Origin of the sequence: Synechococcus sp. C9, from assembly GCF_022984075.1 — a bacterium.
Classification (GTDB): Bacteria; Cyanobacteriota; Cyanobacteriia; order Gloeomargaritales; family Gloeomargaritaceae; genus Gloeomargarita.
In genome coordinates, this window is the sequence record NZ_JALAAD010000001.1 from 1101558 (window position 1) to 1120683 (window position 19126).

23 protein-coding genes and 1 tRNA gene are annotated in these 19126 nt (G+C 55.6%); 14 read left to right on the plus strand and 10 right to left on the minus strand.

All coding sequences use genetic code 11. The features are described from left to right. Position 1: 1 nt before the first annotated feature. The 3 genes from MLD66_RS05480 to MLD66_RS05490 form a co-directional block, all read right to left on the minus strand. Positions 2-232: a photosystem I reaction center subunit IV gene (locus MLD66_RS05480; RefSeq protein ID WP_247215930.1), complete on the minus strand. Its 231-nt coding sequence runs from the start codon at positions 230-232 to the stop codon at positions 2-4. Between the two features lie 79 nt (positions 233-311). Further along, positions 312-566, minus strand: a complete 255-nt coding sequence (locus MLD66_RS05485; protein ID WP_247215931.1) for a 2Fe-2S iron-sulfur cluster-binding protein — start codon at positions 564-566, stop codon at positions 312-314. A 96-nt stretch (positions 567-662) separates the two neighbouring features. Continuing rightward, positions 663-905, minus strand: a complete 243-nt coding sequence (locus tag MLD66_RS05490) for a type II toxin-antitoxin system HicB family antitoxin (protein WP_247215932.1) — start codon at positions 903-905, stop codon at positions 663-665. A 442-nt stretch (positions 906-1347) separates the two neighbouring features. Between MLD66_RS05490 and MLD66_RS05495 the strand changes: the two genes are divergently transcribed. Continuing rightward, positions 1348-1866 carry a hypothetical protein gene (locus tag MLD66_RS05495; RefSeq protein WP_247215933.1) on the plus strand — a complete coding sequence of 173 codons (519 nt, stop codon included), beginning with the start codon at positions 1348-1350 and terminating at the stop codon, positions 1864-1866. 168 nt (positions 1867-2034) lie between these two features. Here MLD66_RS05495 and MLD66_RS05500 read toward each other — a convergent pair whose 3' ends face one another. The 4 genes from MLD66_RS05500 to petJ are packed head-to-tail and all read right to left on the minus strand — an operon-like array spanning position 2035 to position 4808. Continuing rightward, complete coding sequence (locus MLD66_RS05500) at positions 2035-2274, minus strand: hypothetical protein (protein WP_247215934.1); 240 nt, start codon at positions 2272-2274, stop codon at positions 2035-2037. Beyond that, on the minus strand, positions 2271-2726 hold the full coding sequence (locus MLD66_RS05505; RefSeq protein WP_247215935.1) for a peroxiredoxin: 456 nt from the start codon (positions 2724-2726) through the stop codon (positions 2271-2273). Before MLD66_RS05505 ends, MLD66_RS05500 begins: the two co-directional genes overlap by 4 nt. 46 nt (positions 2727-2772) lie before the next feature. After that, positions 2773-4452, minus strand: a complete 1680-nt coding sequence (locus MLD66_RS05510; protein ID WP_247215936.1) for an FHA domain-containing protein — start codon at positions 4450-4452, stop codon at positions 2773-2775. A gap of 29 nt (positions 4453-4481) precedes the next feature. Continuing rightward, a complete protein-coding gene (petJ, locus tag MLD66_RS05515) occupies positions 4482-4808 on the minus strand; it encodes a cytochrome c6 PetJ (protein ID WP_247215937.1) in 327 nt (108 codons plus the stop codon). Between the two features lie 149 nt (positions 4809-4957). Here petJ and ychF point away from each other — a divergent pair, with 149 nt between their 5' ends. Continuing rightward, on the plus strand, positions 4958-6049 hold the full coding sequence (gene ychF, locus MLD66_RS05520; protein ID WP_247215938.1) for a redox-regulated ATPase YchF: 1092 nt from the start codon (positions 4958-4960) through the stop codon (positions 6047-6049). A 452-nt stretch (positions 6050-6501) separates the two neighbouring features. Here the strand turns inward: ychF and MLD66_RS05525 are convergent, their stop codons facing one another. Both MLD66_RS05525 and MLD66_RS05530 read right to left on the minus strand, forming a co-directional pair. Next, a complete protein-coding gene (locus MLD66_RS05525; protein ID WP_247215939.1) occupies positions 6502-6714 on the minus strand; it encodes a hypothetical protein in 213 nt (70 codons plus the stop codon). 391 nt (positions 6715-7105) lie between these two features. Beyond that, positions 7106-7176, minus strand: a tRNA-Gly gene (locus MLD66_RS05530). Positions 7177-7217: 41 nt separating this feature from the next. Between MLD66_RS05530 and MLD66_RS05535 the strand changes: the two genes are divergently transcribed. The 12 genes from MLD66_RS05535 to MLD66_RS05590 all read left to right on the plus strand — a co-directional run bounded on the left by MLD66_RS05535 (position 7218) and on the right by MLD66_RS05590 (position 17996). Beyond that, a complete protein-coding gene (locus MLD66_RS05535) occupies positions 7218-7793 on the plus strand; it encodes a DUF4129 domain-containing protein (protein WP_247215940.1) in 576 nt (191 codons plus the stop codon). Continuing rightward, positions 7748-9712 carry a magnesium chelatase ATPase subunit D gene (bchD, locus tag MLD66_RS05540; RefSeq protein WP_247215941.1) on the plus strand — a complete coding sequence of 655 codons (1965 nt, stop codon included), beginning with the start codon at positions 7748-7750 and terminating at the stop codon, positions 9710-9712. The genes MLD66_RS05535 and bchD overlap by 46 nt, the downstream gene beginning before the upstream one ends. Positions 9713-9991: 279 nt before the next feature. Then, positions 9992-10228 carry a hypothetical protein gene (locus MLD66_RS05545; protein WP_247215942.1) on the plus strand — a complete coding sequence of 79 codons (237 nt, stop codon included), beginning with the start codon at positions 9992-9994 and terminating at the stop codon, positions 10226-10228. 227 nt (positions 10229-10455) lie between these two features. Beyond that, a complete protein-coding gene (locus tag MLD66_RS05550) occupies positions 10456-11235 on the plus strand; it encodes a protein phosphatase 2C domain-containing protein (RefSeq protein ID WP_247215943.1) in 780 nt (259 codons plus the stop codon). Positions 11236-11274: 39 nt separating this feature from the next. Continuing rightward, positions 11275-11751 carry a DUF4079 domain-containing protein gene (locus tag MLD66_RS05555; RefSeq protein ID WP_247215944.1) on the plus strand — a complete coding sequence of 159 codons (477 nt, stop codon included), beginning with the start codon at positions 11275-11277 and terminating at the stop codon, positions 11749-11751. A gap of 13 nt (positions 11752-11764) precedes the next feature. Then, positions 11765-12970, plus strand: a complete 1206-nt coding sequence (locus tag MLD66_RS05560) for a S41 family peptidase (protein ID WP_247215945.1) — start codon at positions 11765-11767, stop codon at positions 12968-12970. 28 nt (positions 12971-12998) lie between these two features. Beyond that, positions 12999-14291, plus strand: a complete 1293-nt coding sequence (locus tag MLD66_RS05565) for a homoserine dehydrogenase (RefSeq protein WP_247215946.1) — start codon at positions 12999-13001, stop codon at positions 14289-14291. Then, on the plus strand, positions 14288-14584 hold the full coding sequence (locus tag MLD66_RS05570) for a hypothetical protein (RefSeq protein WP_247215947.1): 297 nt from the start codon (positions 14288-14290) through the stop codon (positions 14582-14584). Before MLD66_RS05565 ends, MLD66_RS05570 begins: the two co-directional genes overlap by 4 nt. Before the next feature lie 122 nt (positions 14585-14706). Continuing rightward, a complete protein-coding gene (locus MLD66_RS05575; RefSeq protein ID WP_247215948.1) occupies positions 14707-15630 on the plus strand; it encodes an Hpt domain-containing protein in 924 nt (307 codons plus the stop codon). Then, complete coding sequence (locus tag MLD66_RS05580; RefSeq protein WP_247215949.1) at positions 15630-16010, plus strand: response regulator; 381 nt, start codon at positions 15630-15632, stop codon at positions 16008-16010. Before MLD66_RS05575 ends, MLD66_RS05580 begins: the two co-directional genes overlap by 1 nt. A 23-nt stretch (positions 16011-16033) precedes the next feature. Beyond that, positions 16034-16825, plus strand: coding sequence for a dihydropteroate synthase (gene folP, locus MLD66_RS05585; RefSeq protein ID WP_247218987.1), 792 nt, complete (start codon positions 16034-16036; stop codon positions 16823-16825). Next, a complete protein-coding gene (locus tag MLD66_RS05590; protein ID WP_247215950.1) occupies positions 16809-17996 on the plus strand; it encodes a hypothetical protein in 1188 nt (395 codons plus the stop codon). Before folP ends, MLD66_RS05590 begins: the two co-directional genes overlap by 17 nt. Here MLD66_RS05590 and MLD66_RS05595 read toward each other — a convergent pair. Continuing rightward, the gene (locus MLD66_RS05595; RefSeq protein ID WP_247215951.1) at positions 17983-19005 is read right to left on the minus strand and encodes a PstS family phosphate ABC transporter substrate-binding protein; all 1023 of its coding nucleotides are present in this window, start codon (positions 19003-19005) and stop codon (positions 17983-17985) included. The genes MLD66_RS05590 and MLD66_RS05595 overlap by 14 nt on opposite strands. Between the last annotated feature and the right edge of the window lie 121 nt (positions 19006-19126).

The following is a 19126-nucleotide window of genomic DNA, read 5'->3' on the forward strand; positions in this document are numbered from 1 at the left end:
GTTATTTACCTTTTTTCGGGGGCGGTTCCACTTCCACCAGTTCATCCAGGGCAAAATTATTGGTCGCCACCCCGCCCTGTTCACCGCTGTAGCCGGTGTAGTTGACTCGGTCAAAGCGCACAATCACCGGATATTTGATCCCGCTTTGATCCACCGACGCCACCGTGCCCACATCCTGATACCAGTAGGACTCTTTGCGGAGAATCCGTACTTTTGAACCCCGTTGCACCATACTTTCCTCCCATACACAGGCTGTTTTTTAGCTTAAAGCCAGCCCCGCCCCAATGGTAGGGATGAGGTGCTAAGAATTATTACCAGGTGGGGTCGTGATAGAGGTGAATGGTTAACGTGGCTTCCCCTGGGGGAATCGAGGTCAAACAGGCGCGCACCACCTCCGGTTCCGCCCCCGGCTGGGTTTCCCAGTCCACCACGCAGGCATGGCAGGAACCCATCAAACAGCCCGTGGGAATCACCACCCCCGCCCGAGCCGCCACCTGCAACAGGGGTTCCCCCACCGTCGCCGTCACCGTAATATCCTCCGGCAAAAAACGCACTTGCACCGCCATACTGCTCATGGGTTAAGGGGTTGCTGTTCAATTTTAAGCATGACTTTCCGCATTCGTGTGCCCTGGTGGGTCTAGGCAAGTTTTGCTTAGTGCTTTTCATTGATCGCTACTTCTTCCGAGAGCTTGTAACACTTGCGGTTCTGGTAGTTTTCTCCCCTCCTCCCTGTGACTTTCAATTAACAACTCCAGGACTTCCTGCGCATTCGTCAATGCTTCTTCGTAGGTGTCACCATGGGTAAAGTAGCTTTGTATGGATGTAGCAAACTCTGGCAATTCTACTAGATAACAATTATCTTCTTCCGACCAGATGATATTGATACGATATTTAGCTGGAATCATTGCTCTTCCTCCTTATCTCTAAGTGCTTGCAGTGCCACTCTAACCAACTTTTCTAAGTAGGGCTTAGCATCGAAGTTCTGGTAGTGCCGCGTGTATCCAGCGCTCATGACTGCCTCGAATACGCCGACATACAAAACCTGCTAGCTCTCCAATTTTTTTGGGCATTGACCGCCACCTTCGGTAAAATTGCCTGGATCAGAAAATATAGCAGTCCTATTTGATTAACAAACAGTAATTCTCCAGAACCAAGTATGGGAGCGGTGCCCCTGCGACCCCTATTCCATTTTCATTTAGGATTGCTATATGTCTTTCCCCATCCGTTTGCCGTTGTCGGTCTAGGCAAGACCGGGAAAGTCCCGTATAGTAGAACATAGGATCAATATGCTCATCACATACGCTCCAGCAGTACGTTTCACTTATTCTCCGAGGAGTGAAGATTCCCATGAAACAATTCCTAGTTTTAGCCTTGGGTGGTTTGGTGTTGGGGGTAGCCACGCCCGCCCAAGCGCAATTTTTTGAACAGTATCCCAACGGGTTCACCCACTTTACCACGGGACCCAATACCCTACCCCTGCAACGGATGTACAACCAAGTGTACTTCGGCAATACGGGCGGCTACTATTACCAATCCTGGTTGGCGGGGCAGACCCAGACCCTGTTCAATCTGCACATTGGTCGCCTGAAGACTACCCCCGGGGGCCCGGAAATTGCGGTGCAGACCGATACCCGCAACCTGTCCGAGTTGAATGTGAACATCATGGACATCCAGGGGCAGATTCCCGGCCCGACCTACCGGGTGCAGGATTTCCCCAACCCCTACTCCGCATCCCTGTTTAACCTGAATTGCCGTCCCATTGAAACTGGATGCGCCCGGGATGGTGCTTTTTACCCTCCGGCTCCAGCGGTGGAAGTGCCCCAAGAATTTGTCCCACCCCCTGCACCGATTCGGGGTCGGGGTTAAATTCCTTTGACGTTCCGAACGTTGATTCACTCCTCACGTAGTCTGTTAAGGGCACTTTTAGGTCGCAGGGGCGTAGCCCCCGTCTGTGGTTCTCAATAGTATTGGCATTCTAGGGAGATAACCTTCTGGTAATCCAAACAAAGAGAGGTGCCCTTAATTTGACTAATTTCACCATTTCAAGAAGGCGGCGGTGGCTCCTTGCTCTCGCCGTATTTTACTATCTTCTTCAAACCAGGCGATAATCTGGCTGGGGGTGAGTTGCTCCACCGGCACTTGGTAACTTGCGGCAATGTGGATAAGCAGGCGCAGGGAGGAAATGGTCAACCGAGTGAGGAATTTTTCGTGGGAGGAGAGCAGGGCGGCATCCACCTGGGCGGATTCGTCCAAAGTCAGAAATTGCTCGTTCATCGGCTGGCTTTGATCGTGGCAAGGGCTTTGTCCACATGGGCACGGAAGTCAAACTGGGAATCAAACACCAACCGCACGACCCCCTCCGGGTCAATCACATAGGTCACCCGCCCCGGAATTAAGCCAAAGGTCGCCGGTACGCCGTAGGTGCGCCGCAGTTGGTTGTTGGCATCGCTGAGGAGGATAAACGGTAAATTGTACTTACTTTTGAACCGCTCATGGCTGGGGGTATCATCGCCGCTGACCCCGATCACCACGGCTCCGGCATTCTGAAATTCCGCATAACTGTCCCGAAAGGCGCAGGCTTCGGCGGTGCAACCAGGGGTGTCGTCCTTGGGATAAAAATACAAGACCACCCACTGCCCCCGAAATTGCTGAAGCGTGACCAATTGCCCGCTCGTATCCGGCAGTTGCCAATCCGGCGCAGGCTGACCAACGGTGATTTTAGCCATGATGGTATTAAGAATTATTACTTAATTTTAGTATAGGTCAAGGCGGTCAGGCGTAGAAGCGGAATTTCACCGTGCCTTTTTGTCCCAGGATGATCACATCTTGATCTTCCAGACGCACTTGGGTAATCCGGGGGTGCTGGACACTATTAATAAAAGTGCCGTTGGTGGAGCCACAATCCCGCAGGGTGACGTGGGTTTCGCTCACTTCGATACAGGCGTGTTGCCCCGAAACCTGGGGGTCAGGGATGACGATATGACAGCGTTGGCTGTCCCGTCCCAAGTAATGGGTGCCCACCAGGGTAAATTCCTCCCCTTGGGCGGGCCCGGCGATGCAGACCAGACGGCTGGGGCGGTACTCCTCGGTCGGCAGGGGGCGGTCAGGTAGGGCGGAGCGGGGGGGCGGGGTAATCACCTGGGTTTCCGGCTCGGGGGGGGGTTCTGGCTCGGCGATGAGAGGCAGCGGTGTGAGCATCTGGGTGGGGATGGCTTCCGGGGGGGTAACCGTCGGGTTTTCCGCATGGGGAAGCGTTGGGGGGGTAACAGGGGCGGTCATCTCTACCTGCCCTATCGCCACGGTCATCGGTTCCGTTGGTATTGCGGGAATTCCCTGCACAGGCGGTACCGGACGGGAACGACGGCTGAACCAAATCGCCAATCCCACCGCCCCGGCTCCCAGCCCCAAAATACTCGCCCCCACTACCACCAGCCCCATCTGCCACCAATCCACCGGGGAACGGTCCTGCCCTTGCTCGATCTGTTCCTGCGCCTGGGTCAAGAGGCTTTGGGCGCTGTGGTGCTGGGGATAACGGTTGAGGATGGACTGAAAAACCGGCTGGGCAAGGCGGTAGTGGGCTTCCCAAAAATGGGTTAACCCCTCGTGCCACAGGCTGTTCACTGGGCTGTCCTGGTTTTCTACCCCCGCTTGCTGGAGAAATTGCCGGAGGGTGGTGGCGGCAATCAGACGCACCTGTTTGTCCTGGACAGTAGCCAAGCCCAACACGTCCCCATTAGCCAAAAAGACGATGGCTCCCGCCAACCCCTGCGCCTGCCCTGAGGGAAAAACCATCCCTGAGCCGTTCCAGGTGCCCGCATCCAGGGTCGGGGTGATTCTATCCTGGGCGTAGGTTTGGGCGAGGGCATAAATGGGGGTGCCCGCTGTGGGGGGCTGGGCTTCCCGAAACACCAGGGTAGGGGTTTGGGTCAATGGCACCGTGACCAGGGCGAGATTCCGTTGGGGGTCGTACTTGACCACCTGAAATTCATAGGGTTGATCCGCCTGTCCCCCGGGGAGCAATACCTGATTAATTCGTTCCAATTGCTCCAGTTGGGCTTCCGGTTCGATCCGGGCGACCGCTGTCTGGATGTTTTCGGGCGTAATGGGAATTTTTCGCTCGGGGAAGGCTTCGTTGTACAGCATCAACCGTTGCCGGGCTAAATCTTCGAGCAGACGGCGTTTGCCTTGCTTGTCCCCTTGAACACTCCCCTGTACCACCGTCGCCAGGGTAAGAACTTTGCCGTTGGGATGGACAAATACCCCCGTGCCCTGGGTTTGCACCACCGTCTCCCAGGTGCGTTCTTCAAACCGCCATTGCCCCTGATAGCCGCTGATCAGATAGACCAGGGTGGGTTGGTGCCACAGCTTCCATTGGTCAGGGGTATTTTGCGCCCACACCGGGGGAATCCAGCCCAGGAGCAGGAGGAGCCACCAGCCCCGCAACGTTCCCATCCGCTACACTCCCCCAGCTAGGGCAACGACTACCAGCCTTTTTCCGCCTGCGCCACCACGTAGTTCGCCACATCCTCAATATCGGTAGCACTCAGGCGACCCTTGAAGGCGGGCATGGCATTTTTCCCATTGGTGACTTGATAGATGATGGCTTCCAAATCCATGCCATATTTCGCCAAATCTTCCTTTTTCAGGGATTTACTGGCGACGACCACATTCCGACCCCCCGCATGGCAGGCGGCACAGTTGGCACCGAACACCTTGCCCCCGTGGGCAATATCAGCGGCTTGAGCAGGCATGACCCAGCTTCCCAGCATGATCCCAATGGCGAATAGTACGGTCAAAACAACACGCATGGTTCCCCTCGTATAAAAAAATTCAACGCATGGGGTGATCCCCCCCAATGTATCCTAACTGAATCTTTTTACCCAAGTCACACAAAACTGAGAAGATATTTAACAATGTTTGTTACGATGCCTGAGGAAGCCATGTGTGGTCATAGGGAATGCTGAAAGCGGGAATTGTCGGTCTGCCCAACGTAGGAAAATCCACCCTCTTCAATGCCTTGGTGGAAAATGCCAAGGCGGATGCCCAAAATTATCCATTCTGTACCATTGAACCCAACCGGGGGGTGGTGAATGTCCCGGATGAACGCTTGGCGGTTTTAGCCAAACTCTCCCGTTCCCGGCAGATTGTCCCGGCGCAGATTGAATTTGTGGATATTGCCGGACTGGTGGAGGGGGCGAGCCGGGGGGAAGGGCGGGGCAACCAGTTTCTCTCCCATATCCGCCAGGTGGATGCGATTGTCCAGGTGGTGCGCTGTTTTGATGACCCGGATATTATCCATGTGAGCGGTTCCGTTGACCCGGTGCGCGACATTGGGGTGATTAACCTGGAACTGGCCTTGGCGGATTTGGAGCAGGTGGAACGGCGGCGGGAAAAACAAAAAAAACTCGCCCGTACCCAAAAAGAGGCGCAGGCAGAATTAGAACTCCTCGACCAGGTGGCCGCCGAGTTGAATGAGGGGCGTTTGGTGCGGCAATTGGGCTTGACGGCGGAACAACAGGCGATGTTGCGCCCCTTGGATTTGCTCACCGCCAAACCGATGATCTACGCCACCAACGTCAGCGAAACGGATTTAGCCAGCGGCAATGCTTGGACCCAGCAGGTGGAGGCGCTCGCGCACCAGGAACAGACCCGAGTGGTGCGGGTGTCGGCGCAGGTGGAGGCGGAACTGACGGAACTCCCCCCCCCGGAACGGGCGGACTACCTCGCCAGCTTGGGGGTGAGCAGTGGCGGCTTACAGGCGTTGATCCGTGCTACTTATGAATTGCTGGGTTTACGCACCTTTCTCACCACCGGCGAAACCGAAACCCGGGCTTGGACGATCAAAGCGGGCACCTTGGCTCCCCAGGCCGCTGGGGTGATTCACACGGATTTTGAGCGGGGGTTTATCCGTGCGGAAACCATTAGCTACGAGGACTTGGTACGGTGCGGTTCGCTGGCGGCGGCCAGGGAAAAGGGACTGATTCGCAGTGAGGGCAAGGAATATCTGGTGCAGGAAGGGGACGTGATGGTGTTTCGGTTTAATGTCTAATTAAGGGCACTTCCTCAAAATGGGTCGCAGGGCACCGCCCCATCTTAGTTCTTGATAGCCTGCGTAGCCATTAGCATGGGTATTCGAGCCAGATAACCTTCAATCGGTGCAAATAAATAGAGGTGCCCTTAAGAGTTCCAAATTGGTGAAAAGCGTTTAGTAGCTATAGCTAGGTAGGTTAAGGTTGTCGCCTTAAGATTCTGGGAAACCAATGTGGGGCTACGCCCAACGACCCATATCATGTCAACCTTTGTATGCTTAGCTATAGAAAGATTCGGATGTGTATGACGACACTAATTTGGCACCGTACACAGCATGATACAAGCGGGCAGGGGGAATCGAACCGCCATCAACAGTTTGGAAGACTGTAATAAAATAGCGATGCCTACGGGGTTTTAGGACTACCTCTAAAGAAATTACACCGAATCTACACCTATTTCGGGAATTTGGAGTTATCCCCCGCCCCTGATGATGGTGAGGACTACCCCGGCGATAACGGCAATGGTGGCACCGGCGATCAGGGAAGTTGCGAGTCGCTCTAGGCGTTCCCCCGTTTTCTGGGATGCTTCCATTTCAAATCGGATACGGGAAATTTGCTCTTTGGTTTCCCGTAGCTCTGCCAATACCTGGGCTTGGAAGTCTTGGGGCGGTAATTCGGATTGCATAATGGAAACCATCGGTGTATATTTCCACTCTAAGGCTATTGGCTACTAATTCGCTCCAGCAGTCTTTGTATTTTTGCCCTAGCCGCCACTGGCAATCGGGGCACTCCCCTTCGGCACCTTCGCCGCCCTTGTCCCCATTGGTGTACCTACGTTTGCCTACACCAAAAATACTATGGCAATCTTACTTGATTAGTGAACAGAGATTTCCCAGAACCATACACCGCAGGTGCTTCTTGGACGGGGGCGGTGCCCCTGCGACCCCTTTTCCATTCTCATTTAGGAGTGCTATAGATATGGCTACATTTCTGTACTAATCCCTAGCTTTGATGTACTAATGGGGTAAATTCTGTAAGTACCGTAGAATCGGTGTATTCGGCTCTCTGTGGGAGTAAGCGGGCAGGGGGAATCGAACCCCCATCGACAGTTTGGAAGACTGTAGTTTTACCACTAAACTATGCCCGCATCGGTACTCTAGTATAGGCAATATGGTACAAATTGGCACGATGGCACAGACCTACGAGCAGACCAGTCTGGACTGGCAGACCCGCCTTTTACAACAACGCCTCCAGGAATGGTGGGAGTTTACCATCGCCCGCTTGAATCCCAATCTGCCCAATTTAGAGGGTATTGGTGTACCGCCATTGTATATTCAATTGTTGCTGTGGCTGGGCTTGGTGGGGATGGGAGTATTCCTGGGATTGCGCCTGACCCGCTGGTTGCACAATCGTCGCTGGAACCAATGGCGATGGTATTCCCCCAGGAGTGGGAGCGCCACAGTAACCCATCAAAATTCCTGGCTAGAGGAAGCCCAAAGGTGGCATGGGCAAGGTGATTATACAGAAGCAGTGCGTTGTTTATACTTTAGCCTGTTGGAATATCTGCAAATCCGCCGGGGGATTACCCCTTTGGCAAGTCGCACGGATGGGGAATATCGCCGTTTAACCCAGCACCTTGCCCCCCAGGAAAGCTATGATCTGCTCTGGCGGGTGCATGAACGGATTTGTTTTCGGCAGGACACGGTATCCCAGGAGCAATGGCAAACCTATTGGCAGGCGTATCAACGGGTGGTGAACGATTGACCTTCCCCCTGACGGCGGTGGTAGGACAGGAGCGGTTGAAGCTTGCCCTGCTGTTGGCGGCGGTGGATATGGGGATTGGCGGGGTGTTGCTGGCGGGAGCGAAGGGTACGGCGAAATCGGTGCTGGCACGGGGGATTCATGCCCTATTGCCGCCGATTGAGGTGGTGCAGGGTTCCCCCTACCAGGATGACCCTCAACACCCGGAGGAATGGTTGTTTCACCCAGAAACCGTAGTCACTCAGATCACCGCCCCGCCATTTGTCCAAATTCCCTTGGGGGTGACGGAAGACCGGTTGGTGGGGGCAGTGGATGTGGCGGCTTCTCTGCAACAGGGGGAGGCGGTGTTTCAACCGGGTTTATTAGCCCAGGCGCACCGGGGCGTGTTGTATGTGGATGAATTGAATTTACTGGATGATAACGTTGTTAATATTTTGTTAACGGTTTTGAGTGAAGGGGTTAACCGGGTGGAGCGGGAAGGGGTGAGCGTGGTGCATCCCTGTCGTCCGCTGTTGATTGCCACCTACAACCCGGAGGAGGGGGCGGTGCGGAGTCATTTGCAAGACCGGTTTGCCATCCAACTGGCGGCGGTGCCCTTGGCGGAATTGGCGGAACGGGCGGAGGCGACCCAGCGGGCGGTGCGGTATGGGGATCAGCCCCAGGCGGTCTGGGCGGAGCAGGAAGAAGAAATGGCGGCATTACGCACCCAAATCCTCCTGGCACGGGAATGGTTACCCACGGTGCGGATCACGGCGGCACAGGTGCAGTATTTGGTGGAGGAGTCCTTGCGGGCGGGGGTACAGGGACATCGGGGGGAGTTGTTTGCCACCCGGATTGCCCAAGCCCATGCGGCTTTTTGGGGACGGAATCAGGTCACCGCTGAGGATTTGCGGGTGGGGGTGGAATTGGCAATCATCCCTCGTGCCACAACTGTCCCGCAAACAGAGCCACCGCCGCCCCCCCCGCCTCCGCCCCAGGATTCCCAAACGGAGCAACCCCCGGAAGCGCAACCGGAGGAGAACAACAGCCTCCCGGAGGAATTTATCTTTGACCCGGAGGGGGTGATTCTCGACCCGGAGTTGCTGTATTTTGCCCAAAAATGCCAACCCCGCACCCGCGCCGGTACCCGTAATCAGAGCATTAACCAGCAGAGGGGTCGGTATGTGAAACCGATTTTACCCCAGGGCAATCACCCCCGGATTGCGGTGGATGCGACCCTGCGGGCGGCGGCTCCCCATCAGCAAAAACGCCGTCAAGCCCAACCGGGGAAAAAAGTGGTGGTCACGGGGGAGGACGTGCGGGCGAAACGGCTGGTGCGGAAGGCGGGGGCGTTAATCGTTTTTGTGGTGGATGCCTCGGGTTCGATGGCGCTGAATCGGATGCAGGCGGCAAAAGGGGCAGTGTTGCGGTTATTGACCGAGGCGTACCAAAACCGGGACATGGTGGCATTGATTCCCTTCCGGGGGGAACAGGCGGAGGTGTTACTGCCGCCCACCCGTTCGATTGAAGCCGCCCGCCGTCGTCTGGATCAACTGCCCTGTGGGGGTGGCTCGCCCCTGGCGCACGGGTTAACCCAAGCGGTACGGGTGGGGATGAATGCCCGTCAAGGGGGGGACATTGGTCAGGTGATTGTGGTGGCGATTACGGATGGGCGGGGCAATGTGCCGCTGGCTCGCTCCCTGGGACAACCCCCTGACCCTGGGGTGGATATTAAAACCGAACTGCTGGAACTTGCCGGTAAAATGCGTTTGTTGGATTTCCGTTTGCTGGTAATTGATACGGAAAATAAGTTTGTTTCCACGGGATTTGCGAAAGAATTGGCGCAAAAAGCAGGGGGGAATTATTACCATTTGCCCCGTGCCAACGAACGCACCCTCGCCCAAGTCACCCAAAATGCCCTGCGGGAGGTGCGGCAAAATTAAACCCCGTTTGTAATTTATACTCAATTTATACTTAAGGGCATCTCTAAAAATAGGTTGCAGGGGCGTTGTCCCCGTCTTTAGTTCTGGGGAATTTCGGTTGGCTAATCCCATTATTATAGCCATTGACAGGATTGACCCCAAAATTGATCGAAACGATAGATACCAGCCAGCGGTCTCAGGGAATTACCCAGGCGGCATCCTGCCGACTGCTGGGGGAAAAGCCCCGCACTTGTGCGATATAATCAGATGCAAATGGACACAACTTGAGAAGTTCTTTAGATGTTAATCCTGTCTGCTGAACAAGTGGAGCCGATTGGGGCGGACTACCGACAAGCCATGCGGATTCAATACCAATGTAAGGTTTTTGAGCGGTTGTGCTCCTTTGGTGTCCACCAGCGCCAGCAGGCAATCAAAGAATGCCAAAAGTATTTAGATTCCCATACCCGTGGTTGCTTGGTTGTGGAAGACCCGTCGAGTTATACCCTTTGGACTTATGTGCCGGATGCCGAACTCTAAACATGATCCCGGCTGAAGGCGAGGCTTAATAGGTTATTACTAGGTTCTTAAAAGTTTAGCAGTATGTACTTATATTTTACTTAAGTTTAGCGAAACATTTTGGCTTGGTTCACCGGCTATCCCCCCCAACTGCGTAATCGTACGGAAAGAAGCGGGGAAATTTTTTGCCATGATAGGTATTATTGGGTGTTATATTGCACACTATGTCAGCCTGACATAATGCGAGAATGGAACACGTCACCCTTGACCTCGAGCGGATGCCGTTGCAATTCAGTGCCCTTTCCCACCCTGGGGTTGTCCGGCAATACAACGAGGATGCCTACCATGTGGATGCCCAAGGGCGATTTTTTATCGTGGCGGATGGCATGGGTGGCTATTCCGGGGGGGAGCGAGCCAGCCAGTTGGCGGTGGGGGTGATGGCGCTTTACCTGGAGACCTACTGGGGGCAGACCCAGGCGTTGGCGGAAGTCATGCAACAGGCGGTACTGCGGGCGAATGAGCATTTGCTGGCGGAGCAGGTAGCCAACCCGGTGATCAAGGATATGGGCACGACGGTGGTGATGCTCTGTCGGGGGGAGGGGTCGCAGGGGTGGTTTTGCCATGTGGGGGACTCCCGTTTGTACCGTCTGCGGGGGAATCATTTGGAGCAACTCACCCGAGACCATACCTGGGTGGCGCAGGCGATTGAATCCGGGGGGTTGTCCCCCATGCAAGCCCGTTCCCATCCCTGGCGGCATTTGCTCACCCAATGTTTGGGGCGGGATGACCTGGAGCCGGTGACCGTGCATCCCCTCACCCTGGAACCGGGGGATTGTTATTTGCTCTGTAGCGATGGGTTGACGGAAGAGGTGTTGGACTGGCAGATTGCCGCTACCTTGCGGTTGATGCGTTCCCCGGAGTGGACGGTGCAAACCCTGGTGGATGCGGCGTGTAAGCGGGGGGGGCGGGACAATATCACGGCGGTGGTGGTGCAGGTGCCCTGGGAGCAAAAGCCTACGGATACTTAGGCTCCTACGCTATGGTAGAGCTAGCGAGGAGGAGAACCTATGGCAGAGCAGGTGCGGGCGTGGCTGCAACCAGCGGCGGATTTTTTTGCTGGCTTGAATTTTCCAGAACCGGTTGTCCACTGGGGGCATCCTTTGATGATGGGCATTGTGTTGGTGTTTATGGGGAGCTTTGCGGCGCTGACGGGCTGGCGGGGGCGGTTGGCAACGGACCCGGAGGTAGCACAAACCGCTTGGGGGGAGCATCGGAAATTAGTCCCCTGGCTGTACCTTTTTTTGGCTTTGGGCTACAGCGGTGGTCTGCTTTCCTTGGTGATGCAGGGGCAGGAGATTTTCCAGAGTCCCCATTTTGTGACTGGGACGGTGGTGCTGGCGGGGTTGACGGTGAATGCCCTGTTGTCCTTGGGGATGAAAGGGCAGGCATGGACCCGTACCCTCCACGCCTATGTGGGCAGTGCGACCCTGGCGGTGGCGGTGGTGCATATGGCTCTGGGGGTGAAATTAGGGTTGTCGTTTTAGGAGTAGGTCAGGCATGAGGTGCCGTTGGGGTCGGTGGGTTCTCGTTTTACTCTTATTTATCCTGAGCTTCACCTGGGCACAGCCCGCCCTGGCACTGACGGAACCGGAACGGCTGGTGGTGGAGGTGTGGCACATTGTCAATCGGGCTTATGTGGACCCCACGTTCAACGGGCACAATTGGCAGAAGGTGCGGCAGGCGGCACTGCATCCCCCCCCGGAGACGATGGAGCAGGCGCAAGCGGTGATTCAGGAGATGCTCAGCCGGTTGGATGACCCCTTCACCCGGGTGTTGCCCCAGAGCCAATACCGGAATCTGCAAACCACTACGGCGGGGGAATTGACCGGGGTGGGTCTGCAAATTGTCTTGGATACGGAACGGCGGGTGCCCCTGGTGGTAGCGCCCATTGCGGGTTCACCGGCGGCGCAGGCGGGGGTGCAGAGCCAGGATCGGATTTTAGCAATTGATGGGGAGTCCACCCTGGGGATGGGGATGGATACGGCGGCCAGTCGGATGCGGGGTCTGCCGGGCACCCAGGTGGTGCTGACCCTGGAGCGGGGGGAACGGCGGTGGCCGGTGACCATTACCCGCCAGCGGGTGACCCTACCGTCTCTGACCTGGGACCTGCGTCCGGGGGGGGTCGGCTACATCCAACTCAGCCAGTTTAGTGCCGGGTCGGCGGCGGAGATGGCGAAGGCGATCCAAGCCCTGGAAGCCCAGGGGGTGCGGGGGTATGTGCTGGATTTACGGAATAATCCGGGGGGTCTGTTTCAGGCGGGTTTGGAAATCGCCCAGGAATGGCTCGACCAGGGCACGGTGGTCTATACGGTGAACCGGGATGGACTGGAAACGGATTTTACCGCCGGGGGCAAAGCCCTGACGGACAAACCCCTGGTGGTGTTGGTGAATCATGGTACCGCCAGCGCCAGTGAAATCCTGGCCGGAGCCTTGCAGGATCATCGGCGGGCGACCCTGGTGGGGGAAACCACCTTTGGGAAAGGCTTGATTCAGTCTGTGTTCAAGCTCAGCAATGGGGATGGGTTGGCCGTGTCCGTGGCCCGCTACGAAACCCCCCTCCACCATGACATTCACCGGCGGGGGATTGTGCCGGATCAAATGGTTTCATCCCAGTCGGAAGCAACGGCAAACGACCCCCAATACGAAGCGGCGGTGGCCTGGCTGGCCAAAAATTTCGTCCCAACCGTAGCGGCGGGGGGGTAAACCTCTATGCTGGAGGGGGAGGTAGTCTATGACTGAGAACCGAACCATTCGGGTGGGCTTGTTGGGGCTGGGAACGGTGGGGGCGGGGGTGGCCCAAATTCTCCTTGACCCCAAGGGACGGCATCCCCTGTTGAGTGAATTGACCCTGCATCGGGTGGGGGTGCGCTCCCTGCACAAACCCCGGGCGTTGCATCTCCCCCCCGGACTGCTGACCACGGATTTGACCGCCCTGGTGCAGGACCCGGAGATTGACCTGGTGGTGGAGGTCTTGGGGGGCTTGGAACCCGCCCGCAGTTTGATGTTGCAGGCCATTGCCCAGGGGAAACACGTGGTTACGGCCAACAAGGCGGTGGTGGCCCGTTACGGAGCGGAGCTATTTCAGGCGGCGCAAGACCAGGGGGTGTATGTGCTGATGGAGGGGGCGGTGGGGGGCGGCATTCCCATCATCCATCCCCTCAAGCAAGCCCTGGGGGCGAACCGGCTGTCCCGGGTGCTGGGGATTGTCAACGGCACCACCAATTTTATCCTCACCCAGATGGCCCAGGGGCGGGGGGATTTTGCCACGGCCTTGGCCACAGCCCAGTCCCTGGGTTACGCAGAAAGTGACCCCAGTGCCGATGTGGATGGGGAAGATGCCGCCGATAAAATTGCCATCCTGGCGACTTTGGCCTTTGGGGTGCGGGTGAGTCGGGAGCAGGTCTATTGCGAAGGGATTGGCGGGATTCAGCCGGTGGATTTGCGCTACGCCGAACGCCTTGGGTTTCAGGTGAAATTGCTGGCCCTGGCGCAACGGCAGGGGGAAGCCCTGGACATCCGGGTCCATCCGACATTAATTAGCCACGACCATCCCCTCGCCAGTGTGCAGGGGGTGCAAAATGCCATTGTGCTGGGGGGGGAACCCCTGGGGGAAGTCATGTTCCAGGGGCCAGGAGCCGGGGCGGGACCGACCGCCAGTGCCGTGGTGGGGGATGTGGTGAATGTGGTGGCGACCCTCCGGGCCAATTCCGGCTACCATCCCCTTTTGGGGGCACCGGTGGCCACGGCGATTCCCCAACTGGCAATGGATGAGGTGCAAACCCGCTTTTATACCCGCATCCTGACCCAGGACCAGCCGGGGGTGATCGGTCAATTGGGCACCTGCTATGGTCGCCACGGGGTGAGTTTAGAATCCATCGTCCAGATCAGCACTCAGGAACAGTTGGCGGAAATTGTGGTCGTGACCCACCAGGTGCGGGAGGGGAATTTCTGGCTGGCGCTGGAGGAAATTCGGCAATTCCCGGCGGTGGCGGCAATTCCGACCGTGTTGCGGGTGTGGTCGTGAAGGACCCCCAACTGCTGGCGATTGAGCAATCCGTGCGGGCGGCGGTAGCGTCACGCCAGGGGGATGCGGTGGCTTTATTGGCGGTATTGCGCCTCCTGGAGTCTCTCCACCGGGAGATTGAGACCGGTGCCTTTGCCGCCGCCTTACCCCAGACCCGCCGAGAGTTGTACGACTTCCTGCTGGACATCGAAACCCAGGGGGGCTGGCCCTACATTTACCGCCGCAGTCTGGAGAGTTTCCTGACCTATCTCCGCAAAACCGAGGCCAACGCCGGTCACGATGCCCCCGCTTGAGGAATTTTTTGCCGAAATTGCCCCTTCCCAGTACCCGTTTTAGCAAAAATAACGGTACACTGATGCCATACTCCTGATGTCTGTTCGCCTGCCCACCCATCATCACCCAAGGGAGAATGGTCATGTTGCCGGAACAACAGCAGAAAATTTTGGTGTACTTCATTGAAGAAGCCAAAGAGCATCTCCAAACCTTAGAACAGGGGTTGATGAATTTGCAGACCAACTCCCAGGATCAGGAGATGGTGAATGAAATGTTCCGGGCCGCCCACTCCATCAAGGGGGGAGCCGCCATGTTGGGGTATGACAGCATTCGCCGCACGGCACACCGGCTGGAGGACTGCCTGAAGGTGGTGAAAGAACAACCGGGCACGGCCATTGACCAGGAGTCGGAAGATTTATTTTTGCGGGGATTTGAAACCCTGGAATCCTTGGTCAACCATCTGGAGCAGGGGAATCTCACGGAAGACTTTGGCCAAACGGCGTTTCAACAGGCGGAGCCGATTTTCGCCCTCCTCCAACAGCGGCTCACCGGGGAAATGGTGACCGGAGAGAGCAAACCTCTTGTCCCTGCCAATTTCTCCGCCCAGGTGTTGCAGGTGTTGCGGCAGATGCTGGAACTGATCAAGCAGGGGGCGACCCCGGAACGTACCCAGCAGGTGGCGGCTCTGTGTGGTCGGTTGGGGACTTTCGCTCCCGGCGTAGCCACCTGGCAGACCCTCACCCAGACGGCCCAAAAAGCGGTGACCAATCCCCGGGTACCCCTGGCGAAGCTGGCGGGGCCGTTGCTCAATGAACTCAAGCAGGCCAGCGAATTGATCCAGCAGGGCAAGGCGCAGATGGTCGTCCCCAGTGCCACCCTCTGTAGTTTGGCGGGGGTGGATGCGGCCAGCGTTGCCCCGACCGTGGCGGCTCCGGCGGCCCCCAAACAAATTACCATTCCGGTGGAACCCCGGGAGGCGGCCAAGCTCTTGATTGCCAACTTTGAGCCTGCCCAGTTGGCCGCCCTGGCCAAGTTGTTGGTGCAAGCGCTGAAACGCCCCGCCTGATGTGTCGCAAAATTCTGATTGTGGACGATGAACCCCACATTCGGTTGTTGTTGGAACAGACCCTCGAGGACTTGGCGGATGAGGCGGACATTGAACTCCTGACCGCCAGCAACGGCCTGGAGGCTTTAGACGTTATCCAAAATGAACGGCCCAATTTAGTATTTTTGGACGTGATGATGCCCAAGATGAACGGCTTTGAGGTCTGTCAACGGGTGAAAAAGGAACTCCTGCTCGAAGGTGTCTATATTATCATGCTCACCGCCAAAGGGCAGGAATTTGACAAGGTGCGGGGGCAGGAGGTGGGTGCCGACCTGTACATGACCAAACCCTTTGACCCGGACCAAGTGGTCAAACGCTCATTGGAGGTGCTGGGGTGCTGACCTGGGGCGAACGTACCTATCTGATGGGGATTCTCAACGTCACCCCGGATAGTTTCAGTGATGGTGGGCAGTATTTTGACCTGGATTTAGCGGTACAGCAGGGCAAAAAATTAGTGGCTGAAGGGGCGGATATATTGGATATTGGCGGCCAATCCACCCGTCCGGGAGCCAGTATTATTCCCCTGGAGGAGGAATTGCGGCGGGTGATCCCCGTGATTCAGGCTCTAGCTACCGAGGTCAGCGTACCGATTTCCGTGGATACCACCCGGGCGGTCGTGGCCGCTGAAGCCATCGCTGTGGGGGCGACTTGGGTCAATGACGTTTCCGGGGGTACGGATGACCCGGAACTCTTGCCGGTGGTCGCCCAGGCTGGGGTCACGGTGGTTCTCATGCACCGGCGGGGCAATCCCCAAACCATGCAATCTTTGACTGACTATGGGGATTTAATCGGGGAAATTTATGAATTTCTTGCCCAACAACGGGACAAAGCCCAACAATTAGGCATTGAAAAAATTGTCCTTGACCCCGGCATTGGTTTTGCCAAAAATACCGAACAAAATTTAATTTTACTGCGGAACTTATGCCGATTTCGGGACTTAAATTGCCCGCTTTTGGTGGGGCCTTCCCGGAAAAGTTTTATCGGTCAGATTCTCAATCAACCCGACCCCCAACAACGGGTATGGGGTACCGCCGCCGCTTGTTGTGCCGCCATTGCCCAGGGAGCGGATATTCTGCGGGTTCATGACGTTGCCCAAATCAAACAAGTGGTTCAGGTTGCCGATGCCCTTTGGCGCAGTCATGGGGTCACATCCTAATATCCTCATTTTGACCACGGGGTGCCTGTCCTTGGCGCACGGAACTGGGGCACGTTTGCTCAGTCACTTTGCCACCTATCCCCCCGCCCACCTGTGGAATGTGTTTGCCGGTTTTCAGGGGGAACCCGCCCTTCCCCAGCATCTGTGGGTGCGGCGATACGATACGGATTGGCGGTCAGAATTACGCCGTTGGCGACGCAAATTACTGCAAATTCATTTACCTCACCAGGCGAAAGATATGCGGGAAATTCGGTCGTACTTAAACCGCAAAAAGTGGTATCCCGATTTAATTTACGCCACCTGTTTGTGTCGAGATGACTTAGAAATTTTGGCTGAAATTTTACGGCAATATCATTATAAACTTCCAGTCATTCAACACTTTTTGGATTGGCATCCTGACGATGCTCGCATGATCCCCTTATTGCAACAATTGAATCCCCATTTAAGCCAAGTGTGGGCATTAACCGAAGCGATGCAAGCGGACATTAGTCAGATTTTAGACCGGCCGGTGCCGGTGGTGAGCGTCTTTCACTGCGATTTACCAACCCTTTATAAACAAAACCATCCCCCCTATAATGCCCATTTTCGAGCGGTGATCATCGGCAACTGTGGTTATACGGAAATCTTAGATGACCTTGCGCAAGCATGGCGTGTTTTGGCTCAGGAATTTGCTAATTTGCAACCCATTCATTGGTACGCCCATCCCCGCTCCTGGCAATGTTTACAGGAACGCAATTACGAATTACCCCCCGAAATTGACTACCGGGGTTTTATCCCGCCAGAGGCATTAATGACACAACTCAGTGGTTATGATTTAGCACTGATTCCCTTTAACCGTTGCGACCAACCCGAATCCTGGTATGCCCGCTATTCTAGCCCTTCCCGTCTGACGGAATTAGCCAGCGTTGGTTTACCCCTTTGCCTATTAGCCGGAGCAGGAACCGCCGCCGCCCAATATATGGTGAATCATGATTTGGGCGTAGTAGTGAACCCCAGCGATCACCCCAAGTTAATTAATACCCTCAAGTTGCTAATTGCAAACCAGGAATTACGGCAAACATTGGGGCAAAAAAGCCGTCGGTTTGCGGAGGCACATTTCAATGTTTCAGAACACCGCCAATTCCTCTATGAAACCTTCGCCCAACTCTGCCAACGCCCTACTGAAATTTAGCCTGTTTACGCAACAGTTCCTCTAGGGTAAGTTGGAAATCAGCTTTACCATCGAATACCGTACCCACTTCCTGTTTGTAGAACGTTACCTCTGCCAAATGATAATGCTCATCCGTGAGGGGAATATAACCCACATTGGGCACAATTTTGGCGGCATTTTTTAGGTAAAATCCCACAAAGTCCTTAAGCACTTCTTTCTCTTGCGCTTTGGCAGCATTCACATAAATAAATAGGGGGCGGGTCAAGGGACGATATTTGTTCAACAACACATTTTGCAATGTGGGTGTCACCGGACCATCCCCATTGTCAATGGGAACCGCTTTCATCTTGTCCCGATTCTTCTCAAAGTAAGCAACGCCAAAATACCCAAGCGCATTCGGGTCTTGGATAATTCCCTGGGCGAGCGTATCGTCATCTTCACTAAAAACCACATCTTTCCGGCTGGCATCCACCTTGCCCACAATGGCTTCCGTGAAATAATCAAACGTACCTGAATCCTCACCGGGGCTGAATAAATTCAGGGGACGGTCAGGGAAACTTGGGCGTACTTGGTTCCACTTTTTGATTTTCCCTTGCGCCGCCGGTTCCCAAATCTTTCGCAATTCTTCCACCGTCAATTTGTCCACCCAATCATTGCCCTTATTAACCGCTACGGTGAGCGCATCAAATGCAACTGGTAATTCAATATAACGGACATCATTTCTGTTACACAAAGCCATCTCTTGTTGATTAATCGGACGGGAGGCATTGGCAATATCCACCTTCCCTTCACAAAACTTACGGAACCCCCCGGTTGTCCCAGAAAATTCCACAGTTAATTCCTCCAAAAGCTTCGGTTGGGTTTTCTTAAATTCCTCTGCCACCGCCTTGCTAATTGGATAAACCGTACTCGAACCGTCAATGGCAATACTCGCAGGCTTAGGGGCACCGCCAAAATTACATCCCCAGAGCAGAACCGGGATGCTCAGCATCAGCAATACAAATCTTAACCCCCGACTCCAGCGTTCCATCCCCACCCACCTCCGTAATTAGACAGACAAAAGCATTACCAATTAATCCTGAAGTTTACCCTGATTTTTTGTGCAATGAAAACCCTAACGATTACAGAAATAACCTACCGGAGCAACCCTG